The sequence below is a fragment of the Arcobacter sp. genome, from assembly GCF_050300555.1.
In the GTDB taxonomy this organism is placed as follows: Bacteria; Campylobacterota; Campylobacteria; order Campylobacterales; family Arcobacteraceae; genus Arcobacter.
Genome location: NZ_JBNKXY010000005.1, coordinates 72,363 through 96,954, shown reverse-complemented (window position 1 = coordinate 96,954; position 24,592 = coordinate 72,363). Strand labels below are relative to the sequence as shown.

The window sequence follows — 24,592 nt, the reverse complement described above, 5'->3', positions numbered from 1 at the left end:
GGAAAAGAATGAATATAATTACAGGATCAATGACAGCATTAATAACCCCTTTCAAAAATGGAAAAGTTGATACTAATTGCTATGAATATTTAATTAAAAGACAAATTGCTCAAGGTATTGATGCTGTTGTTCCAGTAGGAACTACAGGAGAGAGTGCTACACTATCTCATAATGAACACAAAGAGTGTATTGAAATTGCTGTTGCAGTTTGTAAAGGAACAAATGTAAAAGTAATTGCAGGAGCAGGTTCTAATGCAACACATGAAGCATGTGATATCGCTCAACATGCACAAGCTGTTGGTGCAGATGGTATTTTATCTGTAGCTCCATACTATAATAAACCAAGTCAAGAGGGATTGTATCAACACTATAAAGCAATTGCTAATAGTGTAGATATCCCTTTTATGCTTTATAATGTTCCTGGAAGAACTGGGGTTGATATTGAAGCTTCAACAGCAATTAGATTGTTTGATGATGTAAAAAATATCTATGCAATAAAAGAAGCAACAGGGAATATTGAAAGAACTATCGAAATCAACTCTCAAAGATCTGATTTTTGTGTAGTATCAGGTGTAGATTCAATTGATTTTCCAATGCTAGCAAATGGAGCAAAAGGTATTATTTCTGTTACTGCAAATCTTCTTCCAAATATGAAATCAAAATTAGTTCATTGTGTATTTGAAGGTGATTATAACACAGCAAGAGATATCAATAATACTTTATTTCCTTTAAATGAAGTATTATTTGTGGAGTCAAATCCTATTCCAATAAAAGCAGCAATGTATATTGCAGGTCTTTTAGATACTTTGGAGTATAGACTTCCATTGACTGCTCCAAGTGCAGCTACAATGAAAAAACTTGAAGAAGTAATTAAAAATTATGAGGTGATAAAATAATGAGTAATAGTATGAATGGAAAAACATTAGTAATTTCTGGTGGTACAAAAGGTATTGGAAAAGAGTGTGTTTATAAATTTGCAAGCAATGGAATAAATGTTGCTTTTACATATAATTCTAACCAACAATTTGCAGAAGATATTTGTAAAGATGTAGAAGAAAAATTTGGTGTAAAATGTAGAGCATACCCTTTTAATATCTTAGAACCTGAAAAATATAAAGAATTATTTGAAGAGATTGACAAAGATTTTGATAGAGTTGACTTCTTTATCTCAAATGCAATGATTTATGGAAGAGCTGTTGTTGGTGGATATGGTAAATTTATGAAATTAAAACCTAGAGGTTTAAATAACATCTATACTGCAACTGTTAATGCCTTTGTATGTGGAGCACAACAAGCAGCAAAAAGAATGGAAAAAATTGGTGGTGGTTCTATTGTTTCTTTAAGTTCTACTGGTAATTTAGTTTATATCGAAAATTATGCAGGACATGGTACAAATAAAGCTGCTGTTGAAGCAATGGTAAGATATGCAGCAACAGAACTTGGAAGTATGGGTATTAGAGTAAATGCAGTTTCAGGTGGTCCAATTGATACTGATGCACTTAAAGCATTTACAAACTATGAAGAAGTTAAAGCAAAAACTGCTGAATACTCTCCTTTAAATAGAATAGGTCAGCCTCAAGATTTAGCTCAATCTTGCTACTTTTTATGTACTGATGATGCCTCATGGATTACTGGTCATACATTAATCGTTGATGGTGGGACAACTTTTAAATAATGTCATCAAAAGCACTAAATCTACCAAATATACTAGCACTTTTAAGAATAGCATTAGCTCCGCTAATGCTATGGTTCTTAGTTGACAGAGATTCAAGCCTATTTTCTTCTTGGCATCCAAGTTGGCTTGATTACTTTGCAGGACTAATTTTTGTAATAGCCTCTGTTACGGACTTTTTTGATGGTTTTATCGCACGTTCTTGGAATCAAATGACAAAACTTGGTGGTATTTTAGACCCACTTGCAGATAAAATGCTTATGCTTGCAGGTTTCTTAGGTCTTATGGTAATAAATAGAGCTTCAGCATGGGCTGTATTTTTAATATTATCTAGAGAGTTTTTTATAACTGGTCTTAGAGTTGTTGCAGTAGCTGAAGGTAAAGATGTTGCTTCTACAATGGCTGGAAAAATAAAAACTGTAATTCAAATGATTGCAATAGGATTTTTAATAATGAATTGGCCTTTTGCAACTGAACTTTTATGGTTAGCAGTTATTTTAACAATATATTCTGGTTATGAATATACAAGAGACTATTTTAAAAACTAAGGATATTTATGGGTACTATAACTTTTTTACTTGTTCTTTCATTTTTAGTTTTTTTCCATGAATTAGGACATTTTTTAGCAGCACGATATTTTGGAATAAAAGTTGAAGTTTTTTCAATTGGTTTTGGGAAAAAACTTTTCTCTAAATATTGGATGGGAACAACTTGGCAATTTGCATTAATCCCACTTGGTGGATATGTAAAAATGAAAGGTCAAGATGATACAAAACCTGGCTTAGTTGAAGTTGGTAATGACTCTTATAACAACAAAAAACCTTGGCAAAGAATTATAATACTTTTTGCTGGACCATTTGCTAATTTTATCCTAGCTGCTATTTTATACTTTACAATTGCCATACTTGGAGCCAATGCTTTAAGTCCAACAATTGGTCAAGTTGTAGTTAATTCACCTGCATATAAAGCTGGATTACAAGTTAATGATGAAATTTTAAGAATAAATGATACTGATATCAAACAATGGAATGATATAGGAAAATATATTATAAATTCACAGGGTGCATTAAATTTTTATGTTAAAAGAGATGGTGTTGTTATTAGTAAAATAATATATCCTCATATTAGTGATAGCGAAAATATTTTTAAAGAAAAAATCAAAAAAAGAATGATAGGTATTGCTCCTGCTCCAAAAGTAGTTACTTTAAATTTGACACCAATTGAAGCTATAGTTTTTGCCTATGATACAACAGTTGAATCATCAAAAATGATTTTTAAAGGTGTACAAAAACTAATCCAAGGTGTTATTCCTAGCAGTGAAGTTGGTGGTGTAATAACAATTGGAAAGGTAATTTCTGAAGCTAGCCAATCTAGTATCATAGCTTTATTATCGATTACTGCACTTATTTCTGTAAACTTAGGAGTTTTAAACCTTCTTCCTATACCTGCCCTTGATGGTGGGCATATTATGTTTAACCTTTATGAAATAATTGCAAGAAGAAAACCAAGTGATAAAGTATTTTTATACTTAACAGTTGCAGGATGGATTATACTTGGTTCACTTATGCTTTTAGGTATCTATAATGATATCAATAGATTATTAAAGTAGGAGTTTAAATGTTAACAAAAGAGTTAGCTGTAGAAAATTTAGATAGATTAATAGAAAAAGTTGAAGCTGCAAGACTTCAAGTTTCTCATCATCACATTGTTAAAATTATTGCAATTAGTAAATATAGTCAATCTGAAGAAGTTGCAACTTTATATGGTGCAGGTCAAAGAGCTTATGGTGAAAACAAAGTTCAAGATTTAAAAGAAAAAATGGAAAATCTTGAAGAATTACCTTTAGAGTGGCATTTTGTAGGAAGACTTCAAAAAAATAAAATAAATAATCTTATTGATTTGAATCCAACTTTAATCCAATCTATTGACTCTTTTGATTTAGCCCAAGAATTAAATAAAAAACTTGAAGCAAAAGGGAAAAAAGCTAATGCCCTACTTCAAATAAATTCTGCTTATGAAGATAGTAAAGCTGGTGTTATGCCAGAAGAGGCAGTAGAAATATATAAACAAATAATCAATACTTGTCCAAATATAAATCTAAAAGGGGTAATGAGTATTGGGGCTCATGTTGAAGATGAAGATATTATTAAAAAATCTTTTGAAACAACTAAAAAAATCTTTGATGAACTTCAACCATTAGGTGCAAAATATTGTTCAATGGGAATGAGTGGAGATTTTGAATTGGCTATAAAGTGTGGTTCAAATATGATTCGAGTAGGTTCAAGTCTATTTAAATAGACTTAAACCTAGTTTCTATTTTATTGTCAAAAATGATTTGATTATACATTTCATTCTATTTTCTATATCACTTCCATCTATCTTCATATAATCTGTTTGTATTTTATAAATAATTTGTCCATCTAATTTAAATTCAAAAAGTAAATACCCAGCATATAATTTTGCTTTTGGGCTCTTTTTATTTTTATCCTCTTTATCATTTTCATAAATATAATAATCCAATACAATCTTTTCGTCTGTTTTTATTATATCTTTTACAGGAATACTACTTTTTAAAATAGTATCAGCTTTTTCTACACTATAAAACTTTTTCAATACCGTTGGCATAAAAATTGAGTACTTAATATCAGATTTAATAACATAATTTTTACTAGAAAAAAGCTTTTGTCCTTTAGATATTTTAGATATATCATATATGGACTCAAAAGTTATAGTTTGTTCTTGACATGCAATTCTTTTCGATTTCATGCTCTTTTTATGTAAATTTGTATATATTCCATATGAAAAAAATAGTATTATTGAAGTTAAAATAAATATTAAAATCTTATTCAAGAAACTCCTTTATTTAGTCATTTGTAAAAGAGTATATTAAATATTTAATAAGAAGAGTGTTAAAAATATTATAAGATTATCTTATAGAATAGCTTCTCCTAGCATACCAATTATAAAACCCAAATTCACTCCCAATGCAATCATTCTTCTTTTTTTGTACTGTAAAAGAGGTGCAATATCTTGAAAAATGATATACATTATCCCACCAGCAGAAAAAAGCATCAAGGAAGAAGTGATTTCTATCTTATCATCTAAAAAAGCATAACCTAAGAGAGAAAAAGCCAATCCAACAAAACTTAAAACAAATAGTATAAGAAGTGCTTTTGAAGATGAGTGTTTAAGTCTTTTTAACTCAATATATGAGTTAAAAGATTCTGGTAAGTTTTGGAGTGCAATAAAAATTGATAGCAAAATTCCTGTTTTATGACTATAAACAAAAACAGCCCCTAAAGCTATTGATTCAGGAATAAAATCTAAAAGCATAGCTATTACTTGTGGTATTTTGTACTTATTCTTTTTTATTAATTTATCAAAAAAGAAAAAAGAGACTCCACCTAAAATAAAAAGAAAACAACTTAATAAAATAGGTAACTCTACTATACCTTCTGGAACTAATACAAAAGAAATAGCAGAAAGCATAATACCAGTAGCAAAAGATATAAGATAATGAACTGTAAGCTCTTTTAATTCTTTATTATCTACCCTATTTTCAAAATAATATGAAGTTAAACCACCTATAAAAACAGTAGAACCTGCTAATATTGAAAATAGGATGATTTCAAAAAACATTTTAGTTTAGTGAGTTTTTGAATTTCTTCAATTCATCTTCAATACTTGGAACTCTCATAAAGTGTTCACCTATTAAAAAAGCATCTGCTCCTATTTCACTTAAGTTTTTTATTATCTCTGTATTACTTACTCCACTTTCAGCAACAATAATTTTTCCATTTGGAATCATAGGTATAAGTTTTTCACAAAGGGTCATATCCATTTCCATTGTCTCTAAATTTCTGTGATTGATACCTACAATATGAGCACCACATTTCATTGCTTTTGTTAAATCTTCTTTATCATGTACTTCAACTAAAACTTCCAATCCTAAATGTAAAGCATAATCATATAACTCTTTCAAATCTTTTGTAGAAAGACTTTTTGCTATAAGAAGTATAAAATCAGCTCCATAAACCAATGCTTCAACGATTTGATATTTATCTAAAATAAAATCTTTTCGTAAAAGTGGAGTTGGAACATATCTTCTTATTTGTGTTAGATACTCTAAATTTCCTTGAAAATAGTGAGGTTCAGTTAAAACTGAAATCGCATTTGCTCCATTTTTAGAATACTCTTGAGCAATTAAAAGTGGGTCAAAATCCTCTTTTATAACTCCCTTACTAGGACTTGCTTTTTTAACCTCTGCAATGATTCTAATTGGTTCTTCTTTAGTAGATGTAAGGTATGGTTTTACATCCCTTGGTGCATATGGATTAGAACTTAAACTTCTTCCTAAAAGTTCAAGTGGAAGATCTTTTTTTCTTTTTTCCACATCTTCTAAAGTTCTTCTATTTATCTCATCTAAAATCATTTTTTATTACACTCCTTAATTTTATTCCAGTGAAGTTTAATCTCACTTTCGCTTAGACCTACTTCATCAACAACTTTTTTCATGAATTTATAGGCTTCTTTACAATTTCCCAATTTATAATAAGCCCAAGCTTTAGAGTCTATGTATGCAATATTATTTGGTGCTTTTTCTAAAGCACTCTCTACATACTCTAAACCCTTTTTAACATCAACATCATAATCTATTAAAAGATATCCTAAATAGTTTTGATAAACATGGTTATCCAAAACTGTTAAAACATCATTAAATTTTTTAATAACATTATCTAAAACTTTTTTCTTATCAACTGCTGTTTCAAACTCTAAAATTGCTATTTGTGCTAAAAAATCAATATTGCCATCTTCTTTGTAAAGCTTTCTTACAAGTTTTAATGCTTTTAATGGTTGATTAACTCTTTTATATAAATTGACTAATTTGACTTCATCAATTCTATTTTTTTCTAAAAAAGCTATGGCTTCATTTATATCTTTTTTTTCCATATATGTAATCAAAAGTTTATATGTTTTATTTGCCATATCATCATTTCTACCATCTTTATAGGTAAAATATGATCTTTTTAAAACAGAAATAATACCATCAATATTATTTTGCTCTTGATAAATAGAAACCAACTTTGAACAAACTATTGAATCACAACCATAAAGTCTAACATGGGTTTCAAGATAAGCTAGTGCTTCAGGCTTTTTATTTAAATAAGCATATAAAATATTTACTAAATTGAAAAGTGTATTTGAGTTATTACTCATCGAATATGATGTTTCAAAATAAGAAGCAGCTTTTTCATAATCTTTTTTTACAAAATAAACATTTGCTAAAACTTCAAAATTCAACGCAGTTTTATATTTTGCTAAAAGTTTTTGCGCCACATCTAAGGCTTTATTTGTATCATTTAGATTAAGTAAAGAGACACAATAAATTCTTAAAATCAACTCTTTTTCTGGGATATCTTTATCTAGATGCTTTTGAACTTTTTTTATAATATCTTTGAAATTTCCAGTTGCAAGTGATGCCCTTAAGTATTTTGTAAAATATTCATAATTTTCTGTATTTTCAAATAATTTTTCGTAAAGAAGTCTTGCTTCATTTGTTTTATCTTGTTTTTCATACTCCAAAGCGTATAAGATATACAAGTCTTCGTTGAAGTTTGCTTCTTTTGCAAATAAAGAAGTAATGAAAATAAAAATTACTAAATATCTTTTATAGCTGGACACTCTTGTTTTACCTCTTTTACTCTATTTTTAAAATAATCCCAAAAAGGGAAAGTTCTGCACTGCTTTGGTCTAGCTTCGTAAACAGAACACTGTTTTTTTTCTAAATCAAAAAAAATACATGCGTAATTATCTTCTGATAATTTTCTCTCTATTATTGAGTAGTTATACCCTACTCTTCTTATATAATTTTGTAATAAATCTTCAACTTCTATATTAAGATATTTTGCTAAAACTTCACGTTCACTTTGACTTATCCAAATATAACCACTCTCTCCAATACAGCAATTACCCTCACAAGTATCACAAGCTTTGGGATTAAAACCATAAGAAAAACCATCTTGTTTTATTAATTCGTTCATATTTCAACTTTTATACTATGTGTAGAAGATACTTTATAAATATCTTGTACCTCTTTTGTAAAATCTTCTTTATCAAAAACAATAAGAGGACTTAATATTTTCATTAAAGATTTTGAATTTTTTCTTGCATAAACTAAAACTAAAGTAGCATCTTTACCAAGCTTTGGATGCACAAATTGCATCGATTCAATATTTAATTTATATTCATTTAAAAGATACATAATATCATTTAACTGCTTAACATCATAACAGAAAAAGAACTTACCATTTTGATTTAACACTTTTGAAGTTTTTGAAATAAAATCAACTAAAGGCATAGAGTCATTATATCTAGCAATTTTTATATTTTCATTTTCACTTTTTATAACGTTGCTGTGATAAAAGGGAGGATTTGAAACACAAATATCAAAACTCTTATCAAAGTTTATTTCTTGGTATTTTCCTTTATAAATTGTTGAATCAATCTTATTGTTCTTAGAATTTATTTTTGTTAGTTCTTGAAACTTCTCTTGCAATTCACATTGATTTAAGGTTAATCTTGGATTATCCCTTGCAACTAAAAGTCCTAAAATACCACTACCACTGCCTATATCTAATAATTCACCTTTTATATTTTTAAAATTTTTTAGATTTGTATTAATGAAGTGGTGTAAAAAGTGAGTATCACTATTGTAACAATATCCATCTTGGGGTTGGTATAGAAGCAAATATAGCCTTTTTAATTTTTTTATATTGTACAAAAAACTCACTAATAATGCTTTGAAACTACTATTTTTATTTATATAAAAATTTAGCCTACATTAGATACCATTTTAAAATATAATTTAATATTTTTATTTAATAAAAATACAAGGAGATAAAATGACTTCGATGGAAACTCCACCTAATACTCCAGTTTGGATAGATGCCAAACGATGCAAAGCCTGTGATATTTGTGCCTCAGTATGTCCAGCAGGTGTTCTAGCTATGACTTATGATTCAACTTCAACTCTTGGTTCTAAGGTTAAAATTTTATCAAAAGAGTCTTGTATTGGGTGTTATGATTGTGAACTTGCCTGTCCTGATTTTGCTATAAGTGTTGCAAGTAAAGATGAATTTCAATTCTCAAAACTAACTGAAGAAGCAAAACAACGAGCAAGAATACTAAAAGAAAATAACTATAGAATCAAGGATTAATATGCCAAGAGAACTAATAACAACTGGAAATGAATTAGCAGCAATTGCATCTGTTGATGCAGGATGTGAGTTTTTTTCAGGATATCCAATTACTCCATCTAGTGAAGTTATGCACGTAATATCTGATTTACTTCCAGCTTCAGGTGGTGCAGCAATACAAATGGAAGATGAGATAGCAGGAGTTTGTGCAGCTTTAGGTGCTGCAATGAGTGGAAAAAGAGCATTAACAGCTACAAGTGGCCCTGGTATCTCTTTAAAAGCTGAAAATATTGGACTTGGATTTATAGCTGAAGTTCCTCTTGTAATAGTAAATGTTATGAGGGGTGGTCCTTCAACTGGACTTCCTACACGTGTGGCACAAGGAGATATTTTACAAGCTAAGAATCCTACCCATGGGGATTATAACTCTATTACTTTATGTGCTGGGAATTTAACTGAATGCTATACTGAAACTGTTCGAGCATTTAATTTGGCAGATAGATTTATGCAACCCGTTTTTGTACTACTTGATGAAACCATAGGTCATATGAGTGGAAAAGCGATTCTTCCTACTTTAGAAGAAGTAAAAAAAGGTATTGTTCCTAGAAAAACCTTTGATGGTAATCCAGAAGATTATGAACCATATAATGTTCCTTCTGACCAACCAGCAGTTTTAAATCCTATGTTTAAAGGATACAAATATCACTACACTGGGCTTCACCATGATTTTAATGGGCATCCAACAGAAGATGAAACTATGTGTGAAAATTTAATTGAAAGACTATTTAATAAAGTAAATGCTCATATTGATGAAATAGAATCATATGAAGAGTATATGTTAGATGATGCTGATATTATGATTATAGCTTATGGATCACTTTCACTTTCTGCAAAAGAAGCTATCAATAGATTAAGAGAAGAAGGTATAAAAGTAGGATTATTTAGACCAATAACACTATGGCCAAGTCCTGCTTTTAAAATCAAAGAGTTATGTGATAGATTTGAGAAAGTTTTAGTTTGTGAACTAAACCTTGGACAATATATCCAAGAAATACAAAGAGCAAGTCAAAGATTGGATTTTGAAACTTTATTTAAAGCAAATGGAAGACCAATAGCTCCAATTGAAATAATCAAAAAAATCAAAGGAATGTAAGATGGCTTTTAATTATGATAAATATTTACGAATAAATAAAATGCCAACTTTATGGTGTTGGGGTTGTGGAGATGGTGTTATTTTAAAAGCCTTAATTAGAGCAATAGATGAACTTGGTTGGGATATGAATGATGTTTGTGTAGTATCAGGAATTGGTTGTTCAGGAAGATTTTCTTCATATATAAATTGTAATACTGTACATACAACACATGGTAGAGCAATAGCTTATGCCACAGGTATCAAAATGGCAAATCCAGACAAACATGTAATATGTGTAACAGGAGATGGAGATGGCTTAGCTATTGGTGGAAATCATACAATTCATGGATGTAGAAGAAATATAGACATAAATCACATAGTTGTAAATAACTTCATCTATGGTCTTACAAATTCACAAACTTCTCCAACAACTCCCCAAGGAATGTGGACAGTTACTATGAAAAGAGGAAATATAGACCCTACTTTTGATCCATGTAATTTAGCAATAGCAGCTGGGGCTTCATTTGTTGGAAGAGAGAGTGTAAATGAACCTAAAAAAATGGAAAGACTACTAAAAAGTGGTTTAAGTCATAAGGGATATAGTTTCTTTGATATTTTTTCAAATTGTCATATAAACTTAGGAAGAAAAAACAAAATGAACTCTGCTATGGCAAATCTTGATTGGATAGATGAAATCACTGTTCCTAAAAATAAATTTGAAAAACTAAGTGATGAAGAAAAAGTTGGAAAATTCCCAACTGGAATATTAAAACAAGATGAAACTGCTGCTGAATATACAGACCTATACGAAAAAGTTAAAACAGCTCAACAAAATAAAACAGCTGTAGAATTATAAGGAACTAATATGAGTAAAATATTGATGAGATTTACAGGTGTTGGAGGTCAAGGAGTTTTACTTGCAGGTGCAATCTTTGCAGCAGCTAAAATCAATGCTGGAGGATATGGACTAAAAACAGCCACATATACCTCACAAGTAAGAGGTGGAGCTACTGTTGTTGATATCACACTAGATGACAAAGAAATCCTATATCCATACGCAAATGATGGAGAAATAGACTTTATGTTATCAGTTGCCCAAGTTTCATACGATCAATTTAAAAATGGTGTAAAAGATGGTGGAGTAATAGTCATAGAGCCAAACCTAGTAAAACCCACTGAAGAAGATAAAAAAAGATGGAAAATCTACGAAATCCCAATCATCACAATAGCAAAAGAAGAAGTAGGAAATGTAATCACCCAATCAGTCCTAGCCTTAGCTATTGCAAACTACATGACAGGAGAAAGTGTAAATAACGATATCTTACGACAAACAATGCTTTCAAAAGTACCAGCAAAAGTACATGAGATAAACAACAAAGCCTTTGATTTAGGTTTGGAGTATGCTAGAAAAGTGTCTGGCTGATTAGTTAGTATGTTAGATACTTATCTAACATACTACATTTTTATTTTATAGCTTCTTGAAATATTTTAAACTTATCCATTGATTTCTCTTTTTTAGACCATTTTTCAATCTCTTTTAAATCAATTTCATTTTTTTGTGCTACCCAAATAGCTTGAGATAAACTTTGTTCGTCTTTCCAATGATAATATGCAGCCAATCTATCTTTGATACAATCCGTTGCATTTAGAAGTTTCAAAGTTCCATATCTTGTTGCTATTTGTTCAATTTTTTCTACTGGTGTATCTCCAACTCCAAGTGGTCCAGATGGAAATTCAATAAAAAAAGGAGTTCCTTCATATATAAAATATTTACCCTCTTCCTTAAAACCCAACTCTTCCATCACAGCTTTTATTTTATAAAAAGTATCATTGTATCTATTTATCAAATCTATATCATAAGAAGTATAATCACCTCTACTATAAATTTCTACACAAGAACCACCTGATAGAACCACTTCAATATTCTTTTCTTCTAGTTTTGTACAAATATAACTTGCCAATTCAAGCATAGACATATTTTTTATATCAATCATAGTGGTTTACCTAGTCTTCGAGGTCTTTTTCTTATCATTATTAAAGACTCTTTTAATTCAGGTTTATAAAACTCCCTAGCTTTTAAAAGTAAGTTTGTAAGTTCTTCTATAAAAGCATATCTAGGATTAAAACTATAAACAACAGTTTTCCCCACTTTTTGACTAACTAACACCCCACCAAACTCTAATCTTTCAAGTTGCTTTTGGACAGGGTCTAAGCCAATCTTATAAAACTCTTTTATTTGAGTTGCATAACCTGATTCGTTAGCTAAAATAAATTGTAATACTTGCTCTCTACATTTACTTCCAAATATTGCTTCTAACATACTATTCCTTAACCTATATAATAGTTTACATAACATATATTATATGTTAATAAATTTATTTTGTCAATAGGAAAATTATGTAAATAAAATCAATACTCCAAGCTATAATCCATGTTATAAGACCTTAAACCTCTAGGCTTAGCACCAGATGATACAAAATATTCATCCCAAAAATCAGCTAAGTTGTCTAAAATATCAGAGTCTCTACTATCCTCTTTAGAGCTATTAACTTCAATCGAACCCAAACCATACACATAAACTTCTGAATCATTAAAGGCACTTAACAAATTTTGCTTTTTAACAAACGCAAGCTCTTTGTTTATATCTAAAAGTTTCACTATACCATTTTTATAAAATGAAATATGTTTCGAATTTTCTAACATATCAGACATTAAAATAACAACTTTTCTTTTTGCCTTTGAATATCTGATATTATTTTTACTATATATCTTCAAATTTCTAAGAATTTCAGATTTTAAAACATTATCTTCTTTTTTTCTTGTACCTTTTTCTAAACCATTTTTGATACCCTCATAAGCAAAAGCTTTTGCTTCTTTTAAACAATGTTTTAATTTATTTACTTTACTTCTACTTATATCATCTTCTTCACTACTTGTAAGGTCTGAATAGATGTAAAAACTTCCAAAGTTTTCATTCTTTGAATTCTTACCATACTCAGTAAAACTATAAACATTTATTTTAGTATTTTGTTTTATAAAAGGAGTTATTTTTTCCAAAACAGTCTTTTTATCTTTTTGACTAAAATATGTTGATTTGTCAATTAATAAATAAACTTCGGTATTATAAAAATCATTTTTAAAATACTTAGTATCAACTCCAAGAGATTCCCTACAACTTTCAGGACTTGCACTAGCAAATGTAATCGACATAAGCATAAATATTAATCCAATAATAATTCTATTTCTTCTCATTACTATTACCTTTCTTATAATTCTTACAATTAAGATATGCTAATTTACTTTCTTTTCCAATAAATCCCCAATTCATACCTGAAAAAATACCAATAACTTGAATACCTAAAAACATAAACATTAAAATTACATATGTAATTAAATTTGAACGTCTTTTTGATTCAATTATTCCTCTATTTTGAACATCTGCATTATCTTTTGAAGTATCAATTAAAAATGATGGTAAAGATTTAGTATCTTTATTGAAAGTTGCTTTAGCTTGATTCTCAAAAGCTTGTGATTCTCTTTTTTCTTTAGTTAAATAAGTTTCTTCCCTAACTTTATAAGCCCCAACAGCAATTACAAGAATCAATAAAGCTGTAAAAATTGGTAAATATCTTTTTCTAATAAATTTACCTTTTTTTATCTCAGGTTCAGTTCTTGAATAAATCGCTATTGCTCTACTTTTTATATTATCATCTTCATTAGTATTATCAATTCTTAAATGAGGAATAGAATCAAATTCAACATCTTTTTTGCTATCAAAATAACTTTCTAAAGTGTCCATCTTTTTATTATAATATATTTGTTCCCCAGTAACGTGAGTAAGAGGAACTAAAATACTTGCAATTAATATCGCACCTAATACACCAGCAACTCTCAAGTCAGAATTACTTGCATCGTTCAATAAATAATCACTAAAGATATATGCAAATCCCATTGCTTCTATCACGACAGCAAAAATTAAAACAATTAGAATAAATAAAGGCATCGGTTTACGTTTATACTCTTCAACTTTTTCTAAATAATTTCTACTTTTCTCATATAAATTTTTATCAATTAATCCTAATACTTTTTTATTTTTAATAAAATTAAAAACAATTGCTACTACTATCAATACAGATAAAAGTAAAATCCAATAAACTAATTCTACACCTGTTTTATCATATACTAAATCTATCATTTCAACCATGAGAAAAGTCCTTTTTTATCATCTGTATCTTTATTTGCTCTTAAAAGAGTTAAATCAAGTTCTTTTTTATAAAAATCACCATTTTTAGAATAATATACATTTGTATGAGCCACTTCATTCTTTTGGTCAGCAAAAGCAACATCCATACATTCAAAATTACTATTACTATTTTTTATAGTAGGATATACCCTATAAATAAATCCCTTATCTCCTTGTTTTGTTACAACTTTAGTTGACATACTAAGAGTTGGATTATCATTACCTTTTTTTATAAAATTTAAATTAGGACAAGTAATAGGCTCAACATTATTTACTGATACACTAATAGGAGATAAAGAAACAATACTGTCACCTAAATCTCCATACCATTGAGTTCCATCTAACCAAGGTATTTGTGTTACTACTTTTTCTATTAATATTTCACGCCCTGTTTCAAAATTTTTAACAGTACCTTTTTCTTTAAATGAATCTTCTAAGCAACTTGAATAAAATTTATCATTTGTACCTGCATAAGCTTTTGTAATAATTGAGAAATTTGTATCCTTTAATGGCATACCAACTACCTTTTCAAAAGAATCATCAACTTTACCCTGCTTGAACTTTTCACCACCAGATAAAGTTATTAAATCTTTTTTATCTTTTGCATAGTATAAGAAATCATTTTCTCTACATTGTCCTTTATTATCAGAAACACCATTCCCAATTGCATAAAGCTCATTACCTTTAAAATTAGTAGTTAAAGCAAGAGGAGTAGAAGAATCAGAACTGCCTTTTTCTCTAGCATTTGCAGAAATCCCAGAATCATTTCCATTACTATTAGCTATCATAGGAGATGAATTATCTTGCTCTCCACTATTTGATTTTAAACTTTTTTGAGCTATAGGAAGATTTGCAGTTGCGATTTCAGATGAATCTTTAATTTTAGGCTTATTATTAGCCAATTCTTTAGCTTTTTTAAGAGCTTCTTTATTTGCATTACCAATTTTTTCTTTATTAAGTAAAGTATTGTTTGTAGGCTTTGCATAAGCATATTTTGCAATATCTTCTTCTGTAGGAGCTTCAACAATTTCAACTCTTCTATTTTTACCTTGTCCAATGGTTGTAGTGTTTGTAGCAATAGGTTTTGATTCACCTAAACCATAAAAATAGATATTCTCACCTTTCACACCTGCATCATTAAATATTTTTGCAACAGCTTTTGCTCTTTTTTCAGATAAATTATAGTTATATGAATCAGAACCTCTATCATCTGTATGTCCAATAATTAATACTTTTTGTCCTGATTTTGAATATTGTTGAGCTATTTTAATAAAATAATCTTTTGCTTTAGGATTTAAGATATAAGATGCCGTATTAAATTGATATTTATCTTCTGCAATAAACACTTGTCCTATTTTTTTGCCATTTTCTGATTTTACATCTTCAAAATATACAGGAATATTTTCTTCTTTAGCAATCTTTTCAATAGCAGCTCTTCTTTCATCAATTTCAGAACCAATTAAATATCCAACAGCACCACCAAGTAATGCACCGATAATCATTCCATTCTTGCCACCTACTTGTTTACCAATAACAGCTCCTACTCCTGCACCAGCAGTTGTTCCACCAATTTTACCGATATTTTGGTTTACACTATTTTGAAATTCAGTTGTTGAACAACCTGAAAAAAGTATTGAAGCACACAGAGTCGAAGTTACAAGTTTCTTCTTCATACAACCCCTTTTTATTCTTAAATTAATTAATTATATTTAAATAATTTTAAAAATATCAATAAAATCACTATTTTATTAACTTTTTTGTTAATATTTATATAATAATTACTAAAAAGTATTATTTTAATATTAAATAATCTAATAATTCAAACCAAATTACTTAATTAAACGGCAATAATTACCTATAAATACAAAAGAATTCATATATAGCTTTTTTTGGGGGCATTCCAGTAGGAAGATTTAATCAATACAAAATAATCCGTAGCTTTTGAAAATAGTTTTAAAAATACTATCTATAAGATAATGCTTTGTTGAAGCTTTCATAAATTATGGATAAAATTTATTCATTAAAAAATTATTACAAATATCACATAAAACTCAGATTTTGTTCAAATCAAGGCAGACAAAATATTAATAAAGGAGCTTACAATAGTAAGTGACTGCAATTAATATTGCAGTCGAACGCAGAGTTGGGCAAAAAGCTGAGTTTTTACTTTATGTATATTCTGTAATTGTTAATTTTGTCTTCTAATCTCTTTGACAAAAACGGATTCGCATTTTTCAAACAACTCAATATAAATTTTGATTCTTGAAAATAGTTATATATTTTTTCATTATCCCAATCTTGTGGTGGCTTTTGTAAGTTTGAGATTCTATCTGCTAATTTTACTGATTGAACTGCATAGTTTTGAGTTAAAAGTCTGTTTATACTATCTGCCATTTGTTGTTTTTTTGACTCTATAGTTGGGTCTTTTGATAAGGCTTCAACTCCACTTGCAACCTCTTCTCCAAACTCTTCTATAAGTTCACCAATAGTTACATCTGTATCTTCTAAAACATCATGTAAAAGTGCAACAGTAATTGCAAAATCTGCATCTTCAAGTTTTACATTTCCCTCTTCGCAGGCATGAATCATCTCCATTGCTACTGATGTAAGATGAGTAAGGTATGGTAAACCCTGCGGTGTTTTTTGTTCATCATGTACTCGTGCTGCATAATTTAGTGCTTTTAAGTATTTTTCTTGTGAAAACATTACTCTTCCTTCTCTTTTTTCTTTTGGTTATTCTTATTATTTATCACATTATCAGATTTTGAAAAAGCTATTAAATCTTCAGCTGTAACTATTTCTTTAGGCAATTTAGAAATAGACTCTTTAAGTATAAAAGTAGTACTTAAAGCATCACTATAGGCTCTATGTTGTGTATCAATATCTATATGTAATAAATCTTTTAAAAAATCTAATCCATATCTTTGTGCTTCTATTGTTCTTTTTGCTAAATCAATAGTACAAAGCTTTCTATTTTGTAGTTCTCCTAGATTGTACTTTTTAAAAGATTCAGAAATAAATCTATAATCAAACTTAATATCATGTGCCACAAAAACATCATCTTCTAAAAATATTTTAAACTCTTCAAGAACTGTTTTTAAAACTGGTGCATCTTTTAACATCTCAGGTGTTATATTTGTCACCTCTTGAATATAAGGAGGCACTTCTTTTGCATAAACTAATGATTCATAACTATCTATTATCTCACCATTTTTAAGCTTAACTGCTCCTATTTCTATCACTTGACCTTTATTTACATTACTTCCATTTGTTTCAATATCAACTATACAAAAAACTTGCTCAGATAAAGAATAAACATTGGTTTTTAAAAATACTTTATCTTCAACTATTTCCAAAGGTAGACCATTGGAAAGAAGAAGTTCTAACTCTAAAGAAGCATCAGCAAAAAAAGTATTATTGAGCGATTCAATTAAACTAAGAAGTTCATCTAAACTATTTAGCCCTTTTTTTATTTTTGATACGATTATATCACTATTAGAAGGTACAATTTGTTTCTTAGATTTCATGGGCAGTTTTTATAAAGTCAATCATTTTTTGTTTGTCTTTTTTGCCTTTGCTTTGTTCAACTCCACTACTGACATCAACACCATAAAAGCCAAACCCTTTTAGCTCTTTTAAATTTTCTGCCTTTAATCCACCAGCAAGTATAATTTTTGAGCAGTTTATTTCTTCAAACCAATCAAGTGCAATTCGTTTGCCCTCACCTCCAAAACCTGGAACAAAAGCATCTACTAACTTAAAATTATCTTCTAAATCTTCCAAATCTTCTTTAGAAGCTATTCTTTCTACTTTTACATATTTTACTTCAAGATTATCAAACTCTGTGGTATCTTCATCATCAATTATTTGTGCCAATTGCATATGTGCAACTTTACATATATCATTGATATGTTTTGATGATTCATTTACAAAAAGTCCTACTGTTTGCACAAAAGGGGGAAGTTTCTCAACTATTTTTTTAGCATCAATTGGTCTTATATACCTAGGACTTGGTTCATAAAATACAAAACCTAAAGCATCTGCTCCAGCATTTATAGCATCTAGTGCATCTTCAAGGTTTGTAATACCACAAATCTTTACTTTCATTTTACACCTGAAGAGATTTTATAGCTTTTGAGTAGTCATCTTGAGAAAAAACATAAGACCCAGCAACAACAACATCAACACCAGCTTCTTTAAGGGTCTGGATATTTTTATCATTTACTCCACCATCTACTTCTATAAGACAGTTTGGATTTCTTTTATTTATAAGTTCTTTTAATTTTTTACTTTTTTCAACAACACTTGTAATAAACTTTTGTCCACCAAATCCAGGGTTTACAGACATAAGTAATACCATATCTAAATCTTCCAATAAATACTCTATTGACTCTGGTGTTGAGTGTGGATTTAATACGATAGCTGGTTTTATACCATAGTCTCTAATTTTTTGGATAAGTCTATGTGGATGTTTTTCACTTTCAATATGAAATGAAATATATTCTGGCTTTAATGGAGCAAATAAATCTACAAAAAATGTATTGTTTTCTACCATCAAATGTACATCTAGGGGTTTTGTAGCAATTTTTGCTACAGGAGTTACAACAACTGGACCTATTGTCATATTTGGAACAAAATGACCATCCATAACATCCACATGAATTAAATCACAACCACCATCACAGATTGCCGTAATCTCTTCATTTAACTTTCCAAAATCAGCTGATAGTATTGAAGGAGCAACTAACATAAAAATACCTTTTTCTTTATATTGTGGCGATTATATCATTTTATAGTTTTATTTTACTTATTATGATAATATTGTAACAATTTATTTAAGGCATGTGTAAATGAAGCAACTTTTGCTACTTATTTTTTTATCTACTCTTATTTTAGCTGATGAAAATATCAATGAATTATATAAGCAAGCTAAAAAGTTTGAAGATGAACAAAATTATAAAGAGGCCATGCTTTTATATAAAAAAATAGCAAATCTAGAGAATAAAGAAAAAAAACTTTTTATAGATGAAGATAAAGAAAAAGAGATAAAAGAAACAACAAAAATATTAGATACAATCGAAGATAAAGAGACAAAAGAATCTATTTCTCAAATGCTTGCATCATCATTTAATCTTTATCCTTATTATGAAAACTATCTTTTACCATTTTCATATTCGTCAAAAATAAATGATGGAAGAAAAAGAGTTGAAACAAAATTTCAATTAAGTGTTAAAAAGCCCATCGCTTATAATTTGTTTGGATTAAAAGAGAGTATAAATTTTGGATATACTCAAACCTCATGGTGGCAATTATATACTAACTCTTCACCTTTTAGAGAGACAAACTATCAGCCTGAAGTTTTTGTTATTATTCCTTATGGGAAAAAAGACAAAACTTCTTTAAAAGCTCTTAAATTTGGTTTTTTACATGAATCAAATGGACAAGATAATCCAAAATCAAGATCTTGGAATAGATTATATGCACAAAGCTATTTTCAAATATCAAATCTCTTCATTACTCCAAGAATTTGGTATAGAATTCCAGATGGAGAGAATGATGACAATCCTGATTTACAAGATTATTTAGGATATGGAGATTTAACATTTTATTTACCATATAAAACACATACTTTTAAATTATTAATGAGAAATAATTTAAGGTTTGATGGGAACAATAGAGGTTTTACTGAATTAAACTGGACTTTTCCTTTCTTTAATTCAAAAAATACTTTTGGATATGTTCAATTATCAAATGGATATGGAGATAGTTTAATCGACTATAATAAAGAAATAAATAGAATAAGCTTTGGAATTTCACTATCAAGATAAAACTTATACTTAACTAACACTTTAAATATATACTTTCACATCTTTTAAAAAAGGAGTGACAATGAAGTTATGTAAAAAAATAGCAATTTTTACAATTTTAAGCACAGCGGGATTATTTGCTTCAGAAATAAAATATGATATTACTTCTTTAGTACATAAAATAAATAATGCTACCACTTTAAATGAAAGAAGTCTATTATTGAAAAAGCTTGATGCAAAGCTTTCATCTATGGGACAAGAAGATCTTATCAACGCTCAGCAAATTATTAATAACAATCTAAAAATATTTAAATTTATTTAAGTAATATAAATCATCCGTAAAAGGATGATTTGTATTCAATTAAACGTAAGTTCTACCTTTGTACCTTTATCAACAATACTACTTATACTAATATTTATATCTAAAATATCACAAAGCTGTTTTACAATACTCATACCAATACCAAGTCCTGTATCATTCTCTTTATAATATCTTTGAAATACTTTTTTTATATTTTTTATACCAAGTCCTGTATCTTCTATAATAAGTTTCTTATTGTTGGTACTTATTATTACTTGCCCATTTTTTTTATTATATTTACAAGCATTTGTTAATAAATTATCAATTATTCTATCAACTGCATTTTTATTGCTTTTAATTGTTACATCTTGCATATTTTTAGTAAATAAAATCTTTGGATATAACTTCTGTAAAAGTTCAATTTTCCCATCAATTAGTTCTAAAAGAGAGATTTCTTCATCTTTTGATATTTGATTTGGAGTAATTAATTCTAGATTTTTATACAAAGAAGAGATAGCTTTTGCACTTAATTCTATACGTTCAATTTCCTCAAAATCTCCACGTCTTCTTAGAAGTTTTGAATTTAATAATATAGAAGTAGCTGGAGTATTTAAATCATGAATTAAATCTTTTAAAAAGTCTTCTAAAAGTCGAAGTGCTTCTTTCATAGGTCGCAAAGAGTAAATGGCAAAACCAACAGAAATAAAAAGTAGAAAAAAGAAAATTACAATGGAAAATTTAAAAATATCATATAAAAATTCATGATAAACTTTCTCATACTTCTTTTTGTCATAAATCACCTTTAGAAGATATGGTCCTGTTGTTGGTATTTGAAAATAGGCACAAAGTCCCTCTTCACAATGATATATTTTAAATAGCTTTTTTTGTTTATCATCTTGTACAATATCTAAAGTAAAAGTATCACCTTTGAAATCAAAAGTATAATCTTTCATTTGATATAAAATATTTTGTTCTATATCTTTAACTTTATCCCCATGATACATATACAAAACAACACTAGCAAGTATTAAAAGTGGTATAAAAAAAAGTGAAATAGTCGTAAAAAGCGACTTTTTTTCATAGTTTTTCAAGTTTATACCCTATGCCTTTTATGTTGCTAATATTGACATCTAAAACTTTTTTTAATTTACTAATTAAAACACGAAGAGCTGGTTCACTTGGTTTATTCATATAGTCAAAAAAAGTAGATTTGTTTACAGTCATACCAATATTTCTTATAAGTAGTGAAAAAATCTCTTTCTCCACACTTCCAAGAGAGACTTCAACATCATCTTTTAGTACTCTACTCTCCAATAAATCAAAAGTGATATTACCGTACTTTATAACAGGATTTCTTCGTTTTAGAGTAGCTTGAATACGTGCTAATAATTCATCTATTTCAAAAGGTTTTTTAATATAATCATCACAACCATAATCAAAACCTTTTAGGGTAGATTTTATATCAATTTTTGCCGTAATAAAAAATGTAGGTGTAGTATCTTCAGCTTCCCGTAAAAGCCTTAATGTTTCCATACCATCAAGAAGGGGAACATTTACATCAAATAAATAAAGATCATATTTATTTTCATAAGTATATTCCATAACCTCTTCCCCATCACCCACTAAGGTTACATCATAATTTTCCTGTTCTAAAATTTGCACCATAGTTTGTGCTAAAATAGTATCATCTTCAAGAAGTAAGATTTTTAATTTTTTATTCATTTTTCTAAGACTTTTTCATCAAAAAGTTTTTTGGGCATTTTTTCTTTTGCTTTTATTATTGCATCAGCTTCTTCCCTTGCTTTTATATTTTTTTGTGCAAGCTCTTTTTTTATCTTTTCAATTAATTGTTTTTTTTCTTGGGGTGTTGAGGCTTGATTAACTTTTTCTAATAAATTATCTACTTCTTTTGTTTGTGCAAACATATTTGTAATAAAAAAAGAAAGAATAAAAACTACATAAAACTTCATTTTTTATCCTTATTTTCAAAACTTTTTATACTCTCTTTTAATTTTACAAAAGGTGCAGTTTTAAACCCACTTATATCACAACTATTTTTTTTAGCTAACTCATAGTTTGTATTATATGAATCATTTGCCGCATTGATATTTTTTGCAAAAAGAGTTGGTGAATTGTTTTCTATTAAAAAAAGTTGTGCTTTAGCTCCTAATATATCTTTTTTTACAAAGTAAGCATCTTCAAACTCTTTTTCAATATATTGTGCTGCATAGTTCATGCTTTTAATATATTTATTACAATTATTTTTTGTATCTTCATTAACAAGATTTTTATCTTTTGTATCAATAATAATTTGTTTAATATCAATTAAACTACATCCAATAAAAAATATTGAAAACATTAGTATAAAACAAATTTGTACCAACCTAAACATCTATACCCTTTAAAAAACTCTGTTCTTAATAATTTATTTTTTATCTATTATTTTAATAGATAACATGAGAAAAAATTTGCTAATTATTATAGAGTAAATTCTTCATAAATTCTACTCTCAAAGGCCATAATTATAATGGAATATATATTAAACATCAACATAAAATCTCCATATAAAATAATCTAAAAAACTAAAAATTTGAACTAATACATAACTTACACTTTATATATATACTTCCAAACATTTAAAAATAAGGAGAACAAAAATGAAATTAGGTAAAAAAATAATAATGTTAGGATTTATTGGAACAATGAGTTTATTCGCAGCTGGAGTTAATGATATTAGCTTATTAGTAAATAAAATTAACAACACAGAAAATTTAGAAACTAGAGGAGAATTATTAAAAGAGTTAGATAAAGAACTTTCAAGCTTAGATAAAAAAGATCTACCAGCAGCTCAAGAAATTGTAAGTAATAAACTTCAACTATCAAAAGTACTTGAAAAATAATGTTCAAATATTTATATACAAATTACCTAGCTATTAGAAATAGCTGGTTAATTTATATTTTCTAAGACTTTCAATTAGATATCTTATTTTCCATAAACCACATAAACGAAAACATCAACCCCGGTGTTTTCGCTTTTTCTTCATCGTAAATAAAATCTTTATACTCTGCAATAGGTAAATACATTGTCTCAATTTGTTCATCATGGATTCCACCACCATTATGACTTTTCATACTATCATTAATCTTTGCATAATATAAATATTGTTTTGCTCCACTTACCCCAACATTTGTATAAAATGAAGTTATTTTTTCTATGTTTTCTAAAGGTACATCATAGCCACACTCTTCATCAATCTCTTCTTTTACAATAATTTCCAAAGATTTATCCTTATCAATTATTCCAGCACAAAGTTCATATGTACATAAGTTTGAATTATCATTTAAATAAACAGGTGGTCTAAACTGTTTTACTATTAAAAACGCGTTTTTATCTTCATTGTAGAGTAAAACAGCTACAGAATCAAAGCTTTTTACTGCTTCCCATGATTTGTCTATACCATTTTGATTATAAGTTATTTTTACTGGGTGTACAAATTTAGTCTCTTCTAAAATAGATGTTTTAAAATTTTTAATTATATTATTCATAAAATAGCCTTTTAATTTTTTTATTCTATACAAAAACTATTTAAAAAAAGTAAACATATAGTAGAATATAAAAGATATTTGAAATACTTAAGGTTAAAAATGAAACTAAAATACGTAGGTCCTAAACCAATAATTTCAGAACATGGTGTAAGTTTTAAAGATGGGAAAGATGACAAATATGTCTATATACAAAATGCTATAGAAGTTTTGCATGCCCTAAATCACGAATACATAAAAGGTAGAATTTATAAATATGATGCAGAATTTATAAAATTGAGTGACCAAGAGATTGAAGATACAATTATAAAATATAAACCAGAATTAAAATCTACCATTGAAAAAGAGATTAATTCATATAAAATATATTTAAATGAAGAGATTGAAAAAATAGCAACTTCACATCCATTATTAAATGAGTTAGAACTAAGTGCTTTTAAAAATAATCTAAAAATCATGCACGAATATAGAATTCAAAGAGCTATTAATAAAATCTATTATATGCACATAATAGAAATAATATCAGATATGATAAAAGAGCACAAAATTAGAGATATAAGTACCCCTTTTAATGAAAGATTTTGGCATATAATGCAGACCATTCAAGGGGAACTAGCAAACGGTAAAAATTATGTAAAATCAAGTTTACATGAAAAATCAGATTCTACTCTTGAATTAGAGATGGATTTTTTATAAAA

The 24,592-nt window shown here is 28.1% G+C and carries 33 protein-coding genes; 13 read left to right on the top strand and 20 right to left on the bottom strand.

The window, feature by feature from the left end; genetic code table 11:
- Nucleotides 1-8 precede the first annotated feature (8 nt).
- Genes dapA through ACQY5W_RS05205 form a run of 5 tightly spaced genes read left to right on the top strand, consistent with a single transcriptional unit; the run spans nt 9 to nt 3,970 of the window.
- Complete coding sequence (gene dapA / locus ACQY5W_RS05225; RefSeq protein WP_428023895.1) at nt 9-896, top strand: 4-hydroxy-tetrahydrodipicolinate synthase; 888 nt, start codon at nt 9-11, stop codon at nt 894-896.
- The gene (locus tag ACQY5W_RS05220) at nt 896-1,675 is read left to right on the top strand and encodes an enoyl-ACP reductase (RefSeq protein ID WP_428023894.1); all 780 of its coding nucleotides are present in this window, start codon (nt 896-898) and stop codon (nt 1,673-1,675) included. Before dapA ends, ACQY5W_RS05220 begins: the two co-directional genes overlap by 1 nt.
- Nucleotides 1,675-2,220, top strand: coding sequence for a CDP-diacylglycerol--glycerol-3-phosphate 3-phosphatidyltransferase (gene pgsA / locus ACQY5W_RS05215; RefSeq protein ID WP_428023893.1), 546 nt, complete (start codon nt 1,675-1,677; stop codon nt 2,218-2,220). Before ACQY5W_RS05220 ends, pgsA begins: the two co-directional genes overlap by 1 nt.
- 8 nt (nt 2,221-2,228) lie before the next feature.
- Nucleotides 2,229-3,281: an RIP metalloprotease RseP gene (gene rseP / locus ACQY5W_RS05210; RefSeq protein WP_428023892.1), complete on the top strand. Its 1,053-nt coding sequence runs from the start codon at nt 2,229-2,231 to the stop codon at nt 3,279-3,281.
- Between the two features lie 8 nt (nt 3,282-3,289).
- The gene (locus ACQY5W_RS05205) at nt 3,290-3,970 is read left to right on the top strand and encodes a YggS family pyridoxal phosphate-dependent enzyme (protein WP_428023891.1); all 681 of its coding nucleotides are present in this window, start codon (nt 3,290-3,292) and stop codon (nt 3,968-3,970) included.
- A gap of 15 nt (nt 3,971-3,985) precedes the next feature.
- On the opposite strand, the gene ACQY5W_RS05200 is transcribed toward ACQY5W_RS05205, so the two are convergent.
- The 6 genes from ACQY5W_RS05200 to ACQY5W_RS05175 form a co-directional block, all read right to left on the bottom strand.
- The gene (locus ACQY5W_RS05200; protein ID WP_428023890.1) at nt 3,986-4,522 is read right to left on the bottom strand and encodes a hypothetical protein; all 537 of its coding nucleotides are present in this window, start codon (nt 4,520-4,522) and stop codon (nt 3,986-3,988) included.
- An 81-nt stretch (nt 4,523-4,603) separates the two neighbouring features.
- Nucleotides 4,604-5,311 (bottom strand): ZIP family metal transporter, encoded by a 708-nt coding sequence (locus ACQY5W_RS05195; protein WP_428023889.1) that lies wholly within the window; start codon nt 5,309-5,311, stop codon nt 4,604-4,606.
- Between the two features lies 1 nt (nt 5,312).
- Entirely contained in the window at nt 5,313-6,104 is a 792-nt protein-coding gene (gene trpC, locus ACQY5W_RS05190) for an indole-3-glycerol phosphate synthase TrpC (RefSeq protein WP_428023888.1), read from the bottom strand.
- Nucleotides 6,101-7,354, bottom strand: a complete 1,254-nt coding sequence (locus tag ACQY5W_RS05185) for a hypothetical protein (protein WP_428023887.1) — start codon at nt 7,352-7,354, stop codon at nt 6,101-6,103. Before ACQY5W_RS05185 ends, trpC begins: the two co-directional genes overlap by 4 nt.
- Nucleotides 7,330-7,713, bottom strand: a complete 384-nt coding sequence (locus ACQY5W_RS05180; protein WP_428023886.1) for a YkgJ family cysteine cluster protein — start codon at nt 7,711-7,713, stop codon at nt 7,330-7,332. The genes ACQY5W_RS05185 and ACQY5W_RS05180 overlap by 25 nt, the downstream gene beginning before the upstream one ends.
- A complete protein-coding gene (locus tag ACQY5W_RS05175; protein WP_428023885.1) occupies nt 7,710-8,420 on the bottom strand; it encodes a tRNA1(Val) (adenine(37)-N6)-methyltransferase in 711 nt (236 codons plus the stop codon). The genes ACQY5W_RS05180 and ACQY5W_RS05175 overlap by 4 nt, the downstream gene beginning before the upstream one ends.
- Before the next feature lie 154 nt (nt 8,421-8,574).
- On the opposite strand from ACQY5W_RS05175, the gene ACQY5W_RS05170 reads away from it, so the two are divergent.
- The 4 genes from ACQY5W_RS05170 to ACQY5W_RS05155 are packed head-to-tail and all read left to right on the top strand — an operon-like array spanning nt 8,575 to nt 11,423.
- The gene (locus ACQY5W_RS05170) at nt 8,575-8,889 is read left to right on the top strand and encodes a 4Fe-4S dicluster domain-containing protein (protein WP_428023884.1); all 315 of its coding nucleotides are present in this window, start codon (nt 8,575-8,577) and stop codon (nt 8,887-8,889) included.
- 1 nt (nt 8,890) lies between these two features.
- Nucleotides 8,891-10,021, top strand: coding sequence for a 2-oxoglutarate synthase subunit alpha (locus ACQY5W_RS05165; protein ID WP_428023883.1), 1,131 nt, complete (start codon nt 8,891-8,893; stop codon nt 10,019-10,021).
- Nucleotide 10,022: 1 nt separating this feature from the next.
- Nucleotides 10,023-10,856: a 2-oxoglutarate ferredoxin oxidoreductase subunit beta gene (locus ACQY5W_RS05160; protein WP_428023882.1), complete on the top strand. Its 834-nt coding sequence runs from the start codon at nt 10,023-10,025 to the stop codon at nt 10,854-10,856.
- 9 nt (nt 10,857-10,865) lie between these two features.
- Nucleotides 10,866-11,423, top strand: coding sequence for a 2-oxoacid:acceptor oxidoreductase family protein (locus ACQY5W_RS05155; protein ID WP_428023881.1), 558 nt, complete (start codon nt 10,866-10,868; stop codon nt 11,421-11,423).
- 40 nt (nt 11,424-11,463) lie between these two features.
- Here the strand turns inward: ACQY5W_RS05155 and ACQY5W_RS05150 are convergent, their stop codons facing one another.
- The 9 genes from ACQY5W_RS05150 to rpe form a co-directional block, all read right to left on the bottom strand.
- Entirely contained in the window at nt 11,464-11,994 is a 531-nt protein-coding gene (locus ACQY5W_RS05150) for a hypothetical protein (RefSeq protein ID WP_428023880.1), read from the bottom strand.
- Nucleotides 11,991-12,320, bottom strand: a complete 330-nt coding sequence (locus ACQY5W_RS05145) for a winged helix-turn-helix domain-containing protein (protein ID WP_428023879.1) — start codon at nt 12,318-12,320, stop codon at nt 11,991-11,993. The genes ACQY5W_RS05150 and ACQY5W_RS05145 overlap by 4 nt, the downstream gene beginning before the upstream one ends.
- An 89-nt stretch (nt 12,321-12,409) precedes the next feature.
- On the bottom strand, nt 12,410-13,252 hold the full coding sequence (locus tag ACQY5W_RS05140; RefSeq protein WP_428023878.1) for a hypothetical protein: 843 nt from the start codon (nt 13,250-13,252) through the stop codon (nt 12,410-12,412).
- Nucleotides 13,239-14,204 carry a hypothetical protein gene (locus ACQY5W_RS05135; protein WP_428023877.1) on the bottom strand — a complete coding sequence of 322 codons (966 nt, stop codon included), beginning with the start codon at nt 14,202-14,204 and terminating at the stop codon, nt 13,239-13,241. The genes ACQY5W_RS05140 and ACQY5W_RS05135 overlap by 14 nt, the downstream gene beginning before the upstream one ends.
- Nucleotides 14,192-15,916 carry an OmpA family protein gene (locus ACQY5W_RS05130; protein WP_428023876.1) on the bottom strand — a complete coding sequence of 575 codons (1,725 nt, stop codon included), beginning with the start codon at nt 15,914-15,916 and terminating at the stop codon, nt 14,192-14,194. Before ACQY5W_RS05130 ends, ACQY5W_RS05135 begins: the two co-directional genes overlap by 13 nt.
- Nucleotides 15,917-16,406: 490 nt before the next feature.
- Nucleotides 16,407-16,949, bottom strand: a complete 543-nt coding sequence (locus ACQY5W_RS05125) for an HD domain-containing protein (RefSeq protein ID WP_428023875.1) — start codon at nt 16,947-16,949, stop codon at nt 16,407-16,409.
- The gene (locus ACQY5W_RS05120; protein WP_428023874.1) at nt 16,949-17,770 is read right to left on the bottom strand and encodes a 3'-5' exonuclease; all 822 of its coding nucleotides are present in this window, start codon (nt 17,768-17,770) and stop codon (nt 16,949-16,951) included. Before ACQY5W_RS05120 ends, ACQY5W_RS05125 begins: the two co-directional genes overlap by 1 nt.
- Nucleotides 17,760-18,350, bottom strand: a complete 591-nt coding sequence (locus ACQY5W_RS05115) for a phosphoribosylanthranilate isomerase (protein WP_428023873.1) — start codon at nt 18,348-18,350, stop codon at nt 17,760-17,762. Before ACQY5W_RS05115 ends, ACQY5W_RS05120 begins: the two co-directional genes overlap by 11 nt.
- Before the next feature lies 1 nt (nt 18,351).
- Nucleotides 18,352-18,993: a ribulose-phosphate 3-epimerase gene (gene rpe, locus ACQY5W_RS05110; protein WP_428023872.1), complete on the bottom strand. Its 642-nt coding sequence runs from the start codon at nt 18,991-18,993 to the stop codon at nt 18,352-18,354.
- A 100-nt stretch (nt 18,994-19,093) separates the two neighbouring features.
- Between rpe and ACQY5W_RS05105 the strand changes: the two genes are divergently transcribed.
- Together ACQY5W_RS05105 and ACQY5W_RS05100 are read left to right on the top strand one after the other, a co-directional pair.
- Nucleotides 19,094-20,071 (top strand): phospholipase A, encoded by a 978-nt coding sequence (locus ACQY5W_RS05105; RefSeq protein WP_428023871.1) that lies wholly within the window; start codon nt 19,094-19,096, stop codon nt 20,069-20,071.
- 61 nt (nt 20,072-20,132) lie between these two features.
- Complete coding sequence (locus ACQY5W_RS05100) at nt 20,133-20,372, top strand: hypothetical protein (RefSeq protein ID WP_428023870.1); 240 nt, start codon at nt 20,133-20,135, stop codon at nt 20,370-20,372.
- Between the two features lie 35 nt (nt 20,373-20,407).
- On the opposite strand, the gene ACQY5W_RS05095 is transcribed toward ACQY5W_RS05100, so the two are convergent.
- The 4 genes from ACQY5W_RS05095 to ACQY5W_RS05080 are packed head-to-tail and all read right to left on the bottom strand — an operon-like array spanning nt 20,408 to nt 22,743.
- The gene (locus ACQY5W_RS05095) at nt 20,408-21,442 is read right to left on the bottom strand and encodes a sensor histidine kinase (RefSeq protein ID WP_428023869.1); all 1,035 of its coding nucleotides are present in this window, start codon (nt 21,440-21,442) and stop codon (nt 20,408-20,410) included.
- On the bottom strand, nt 21,429-22,073 hold the full coding sequence (locus ACQY5W_RS05090) for a response regulator transcription factor (protein ID WP_428023868.1): 645 nt from the start codon (nt 22,071-22,073) through the stop codon (nt 21,429-21,431). Before ACQY5W_RS05090 ends, ACQY5W_RS05095 begins: the two co-directional genes overlap by 14 nt.
- A complete protein-coding gene (locus ACQY5W_RS05085) occupies nt 22,070-22,321 on the bottom strand; it encodes a hypothetical protein (RefSeq protein WP_428023867.1) in 252 nt (83 codons plus the stop codon). Before ACQY5W_RS05085 ends, ACQY5W_RS05090 begins: the two co-directional genes overlap by 4 nt.
- The gene (locus tag ACQY5W_RS05080) at nt 22,318-22,743 is read right to left on the bottom strand and encodes a hypothetical protein (protein WP_428023866.1); all 426 of its coding nucleotides are present in this window, start codon (nt 22,741-22,743) and stop codon (nt 22,318-22,320) included. Before ACQY5W_RS05080 ends, ACQY5W_RS05085 begins: the two co-directional genes overlap by 4 nt.
- A 265-nt stretch (nt 22,744-23,008) precedes the next feature.
- On the opposite strand from ACQY5W_RS05080, the gene ACQY5W_RS05075 reads away from it, so the two are divergent.
- Nucleotides 23,009-23,251 carry a hypothetical protein gene (locus ACQY5W_RS05075; RefSeq protein WP_428023865.1) on the top strand — a complete coding sequence of 81 codons (243 nt, stop codon included), beginning with the start codon at nt 23,009-23,011 and terminating at the stop codon, nt 23,249-23,251.
- A gap of 70 nt (nt 23,252-23,321) precedes the next feature.
- Here the strand turns inward: ACQY5W_RS05075 and ACQY5W_RS05070 are convergent, their stop codons facing one another.
- Nucleotides 23,322-23,897 (bottom strand): NUDIX domain-containing protein, encoded by a 576-nt coding sequence (locus ACQY5W_RS05070; RefSeq protein ID WP_428023864.1) that lies wholly within the window; start codon nt 23,895-23,897, stop codon nt 23,322-23,324.
- A 99-nt stretch (nt 23,898-23,996) separates the two neighbouring features.
- Between ACQY5W_RS05070 and ACQY5W_RS05065 the strand changes: the two genes are divergently transcribed.
- Nucleotides 23,997-24,590 (top strand): hypothetical protein, encoded by a 594-nt coding sequence (locus tag ACQY5W_RS05065; RefSeq protein ID WP_428023863.1) that lies wholly within the window; start codon nt 23,997-23,999, stop codon nt 24,588-24,590.
- Nucleotides 24,591-24,592: the final 2 nt, after the last annotated feature.

Bases quoted from the DNA above. Each gene is read 5' to 3' on its own strand.
- rseP (WP_428023892.1), top strand. From the start codon at position 2,229: ATGGGTACTATAACTTTTTTACTTGTTCTTTCATTTTTAGTTTTTTTC.
- ACQY5W_RS05150 (WP_428023880.1), bottom strand. From the start codon at position 11,994: ATGATTGATATAAAAAATATGTCTATGCTTGAATTGGCAAGTTATATT.
- ACQY5W_RS05140 (WP_428023878.1), bottom strand. From the start codon at position 13,252: ATGAGAAGAAATAGAATTATTATTGGATTAATATTTATGCTTATGTCG.
- ACQY5W_RS05160 (WP_428023882.1), top strand. From the start codon at position 10,023: ATGGCTTTTAATTATGATAAATATTTACGAATAAATAAAATGCCAACT.
- ACQY5W_RS05070 (WP_428023864.1), bottom strand. From the start codon at position 23,897: ATGAATAATATAATTAAAAATTTTAAAACATCTATTTTAGAAGAGACT.
- ACQY5W_RS05080 (WP_428023866.1), bottom strand. From the start codon at position 22,743: ATGTTTAGGTTGGTACAAATTTGTTTTATACTAATGTTTTCAATATTT.
- ACQY5W_RS05100 (WP_428023870.1), top strand. From the start codon at position 20,133: ATGAAGTTATGTAAAAAAATAGCAATTTTTACAATTTTAAGCACAGCG.
- ACQY5W_RS05155 (WP_428023881.1), top strand. From the start codon at position 10,866: ATGAGTAAAATATTGATGAGATTTACAGGTGTTGGAGGTCAAGGAGTT.
- ACQY5W_RS05075 (WP_428023865.1), top strand. From the start codon at position 23,009: ATGAAATTAGGTAAAAAAATAATAATGTTAGGATTTATTGGAACAATG.
- ACQY5W_RS05105 (WP_428023871.1), top strand. From the start codon at position 19,094: ATGAAGCAACTTTTGCTACTTATTTTTTTATCTACTCTTATTTTAGCT.
- ACQY5W_RS05120 (WP_428023874.1), bottom strand. From the start codon at position 17,770: ATGAAATCTAAGAAACAAATTGTACCTTCTAATAGTGATATAATCGTA.
- ACQY5W_RS05205 (WP_428023891.1), top strand. From the start codon at position 3,290: ATGTTAACAAAAGAGTTAGCTGTAGAAAATTTAGATAGATTAATAGAA.
- ACQY5W_RS05115 (WP_428023873.1), bottom strand. From the start codon at position 18,350: ATGAAAGTAAAGATTTGTGGTATTACAAACCTTGAAGATGCACTAGAT.
- rpe (WP_428023872.1), bottom strand. From the start codon at position 18,993: ATGTTAGTTGCTCCTTCAATACTATCAGCTGATTTTGGAAAGTTAAAT.
- ACQY5W_RS05085 (WP_428023867.1), bottom strand. From the start codon at position 22,321: ATGAAGTTTTATGTAGTTTTTATTCTTTCTTTTTTTATTACAAATATG.
- ACQY5W_RS05135 (WP_428023877.1), bottom strand. From the start codon at position 14,204: ATGGTTGAAATGATAGATTTAGTATATGATAAAACAGGTGTAGAATTA.
- ACQY5W_RS05220 (WP_428023894.1), top strand. From the start codon at position 896: ATGAGTAATAGTATGAATGGAAAAACATTAGTAATTTCTGGTGGTACA.
- ACQY5W_RS05065 (WP_428023863.1), top strand. From the start codon at position 23,997: ATGAAACTAAAATACGTAGGTCCTAAACCAATAATTTCAGAACATGGT.
- ACQY5W_RS05145 (WP_428023879.1), bottom strand. From the start codon at position 12,320: ATGTTAGAAGCAATATTTGGAAGTAAATGTAGAGAGCAAGTATTACAA.
- dapA (WP_428023895.1), top strand. From the start codon at position 9: ATGAATATAATTACAGGATCAATGACAGCATTAATAACCCCTTTCAAA.
- ACQY5W_RS05170 (WP_428023884.1), top strand. From the start codon at position 8,575: ATGACTTCGATGGAAACTCCACCTAATACTCCAGTTTGGATAGATGCC.
- ACQY5W_RS05130 (WP_428023876.1), bottom strand. From the start codon at position 15,916: ATGAAGAAGAAACTTGTAACTTCGACTCTGTGTGCTTCAATACTTTTT.
- ACQY5W_RS05125 (WP_428023875.1), bottom strand. From the start codon at position 16,949: ATGTTTTCACAAGAAAAATACTTAAAAGCACTAAATTATGCAGCACGA.
- ACQY5W_RS05180 (WP_428023886.1), bottom strand. From the start codon at position 7,713: ATGAACGAATTAATAAAACAAGATGGTTTTTCTTATGGTTTTAATCCC.
- ACQY5W_RS05165 (WP_428023883.1), top strand. From the start codon at position 8,891: ATGCCAAGAGAACTAATAACAACTGGAAATGAATTAGCAGCAATTGCA.
- ACQY5W_RS05195 (WP_428023889.1), bottom strand. From the start codon at position 5,311: ATGTTTTTTGAAATCATCCTATTTTCAATATTAGCAGGTTCTACTGTT.
- ACQY5W_RS05090 (WP_428023868.1), bottom strand. From the start codon at position 22,073: ATGAATAAAAAATTAAAAATCTTACTTCTTGAAGATGATACTATTTTA.
- trpC (WP_428023888.1), bottom strand. From the start codon at position 6,104: ATGATTTTAGATGAGATAAATAGAAGAACTTTAGAAGATGTGGAAAAA.
- pgsA (WP_428023893.1), top strand. From the start codon at position 1,675: ATGTCATCAAAAGCACTAAATCTACCAAATATACTAGCACTTTTAAGA.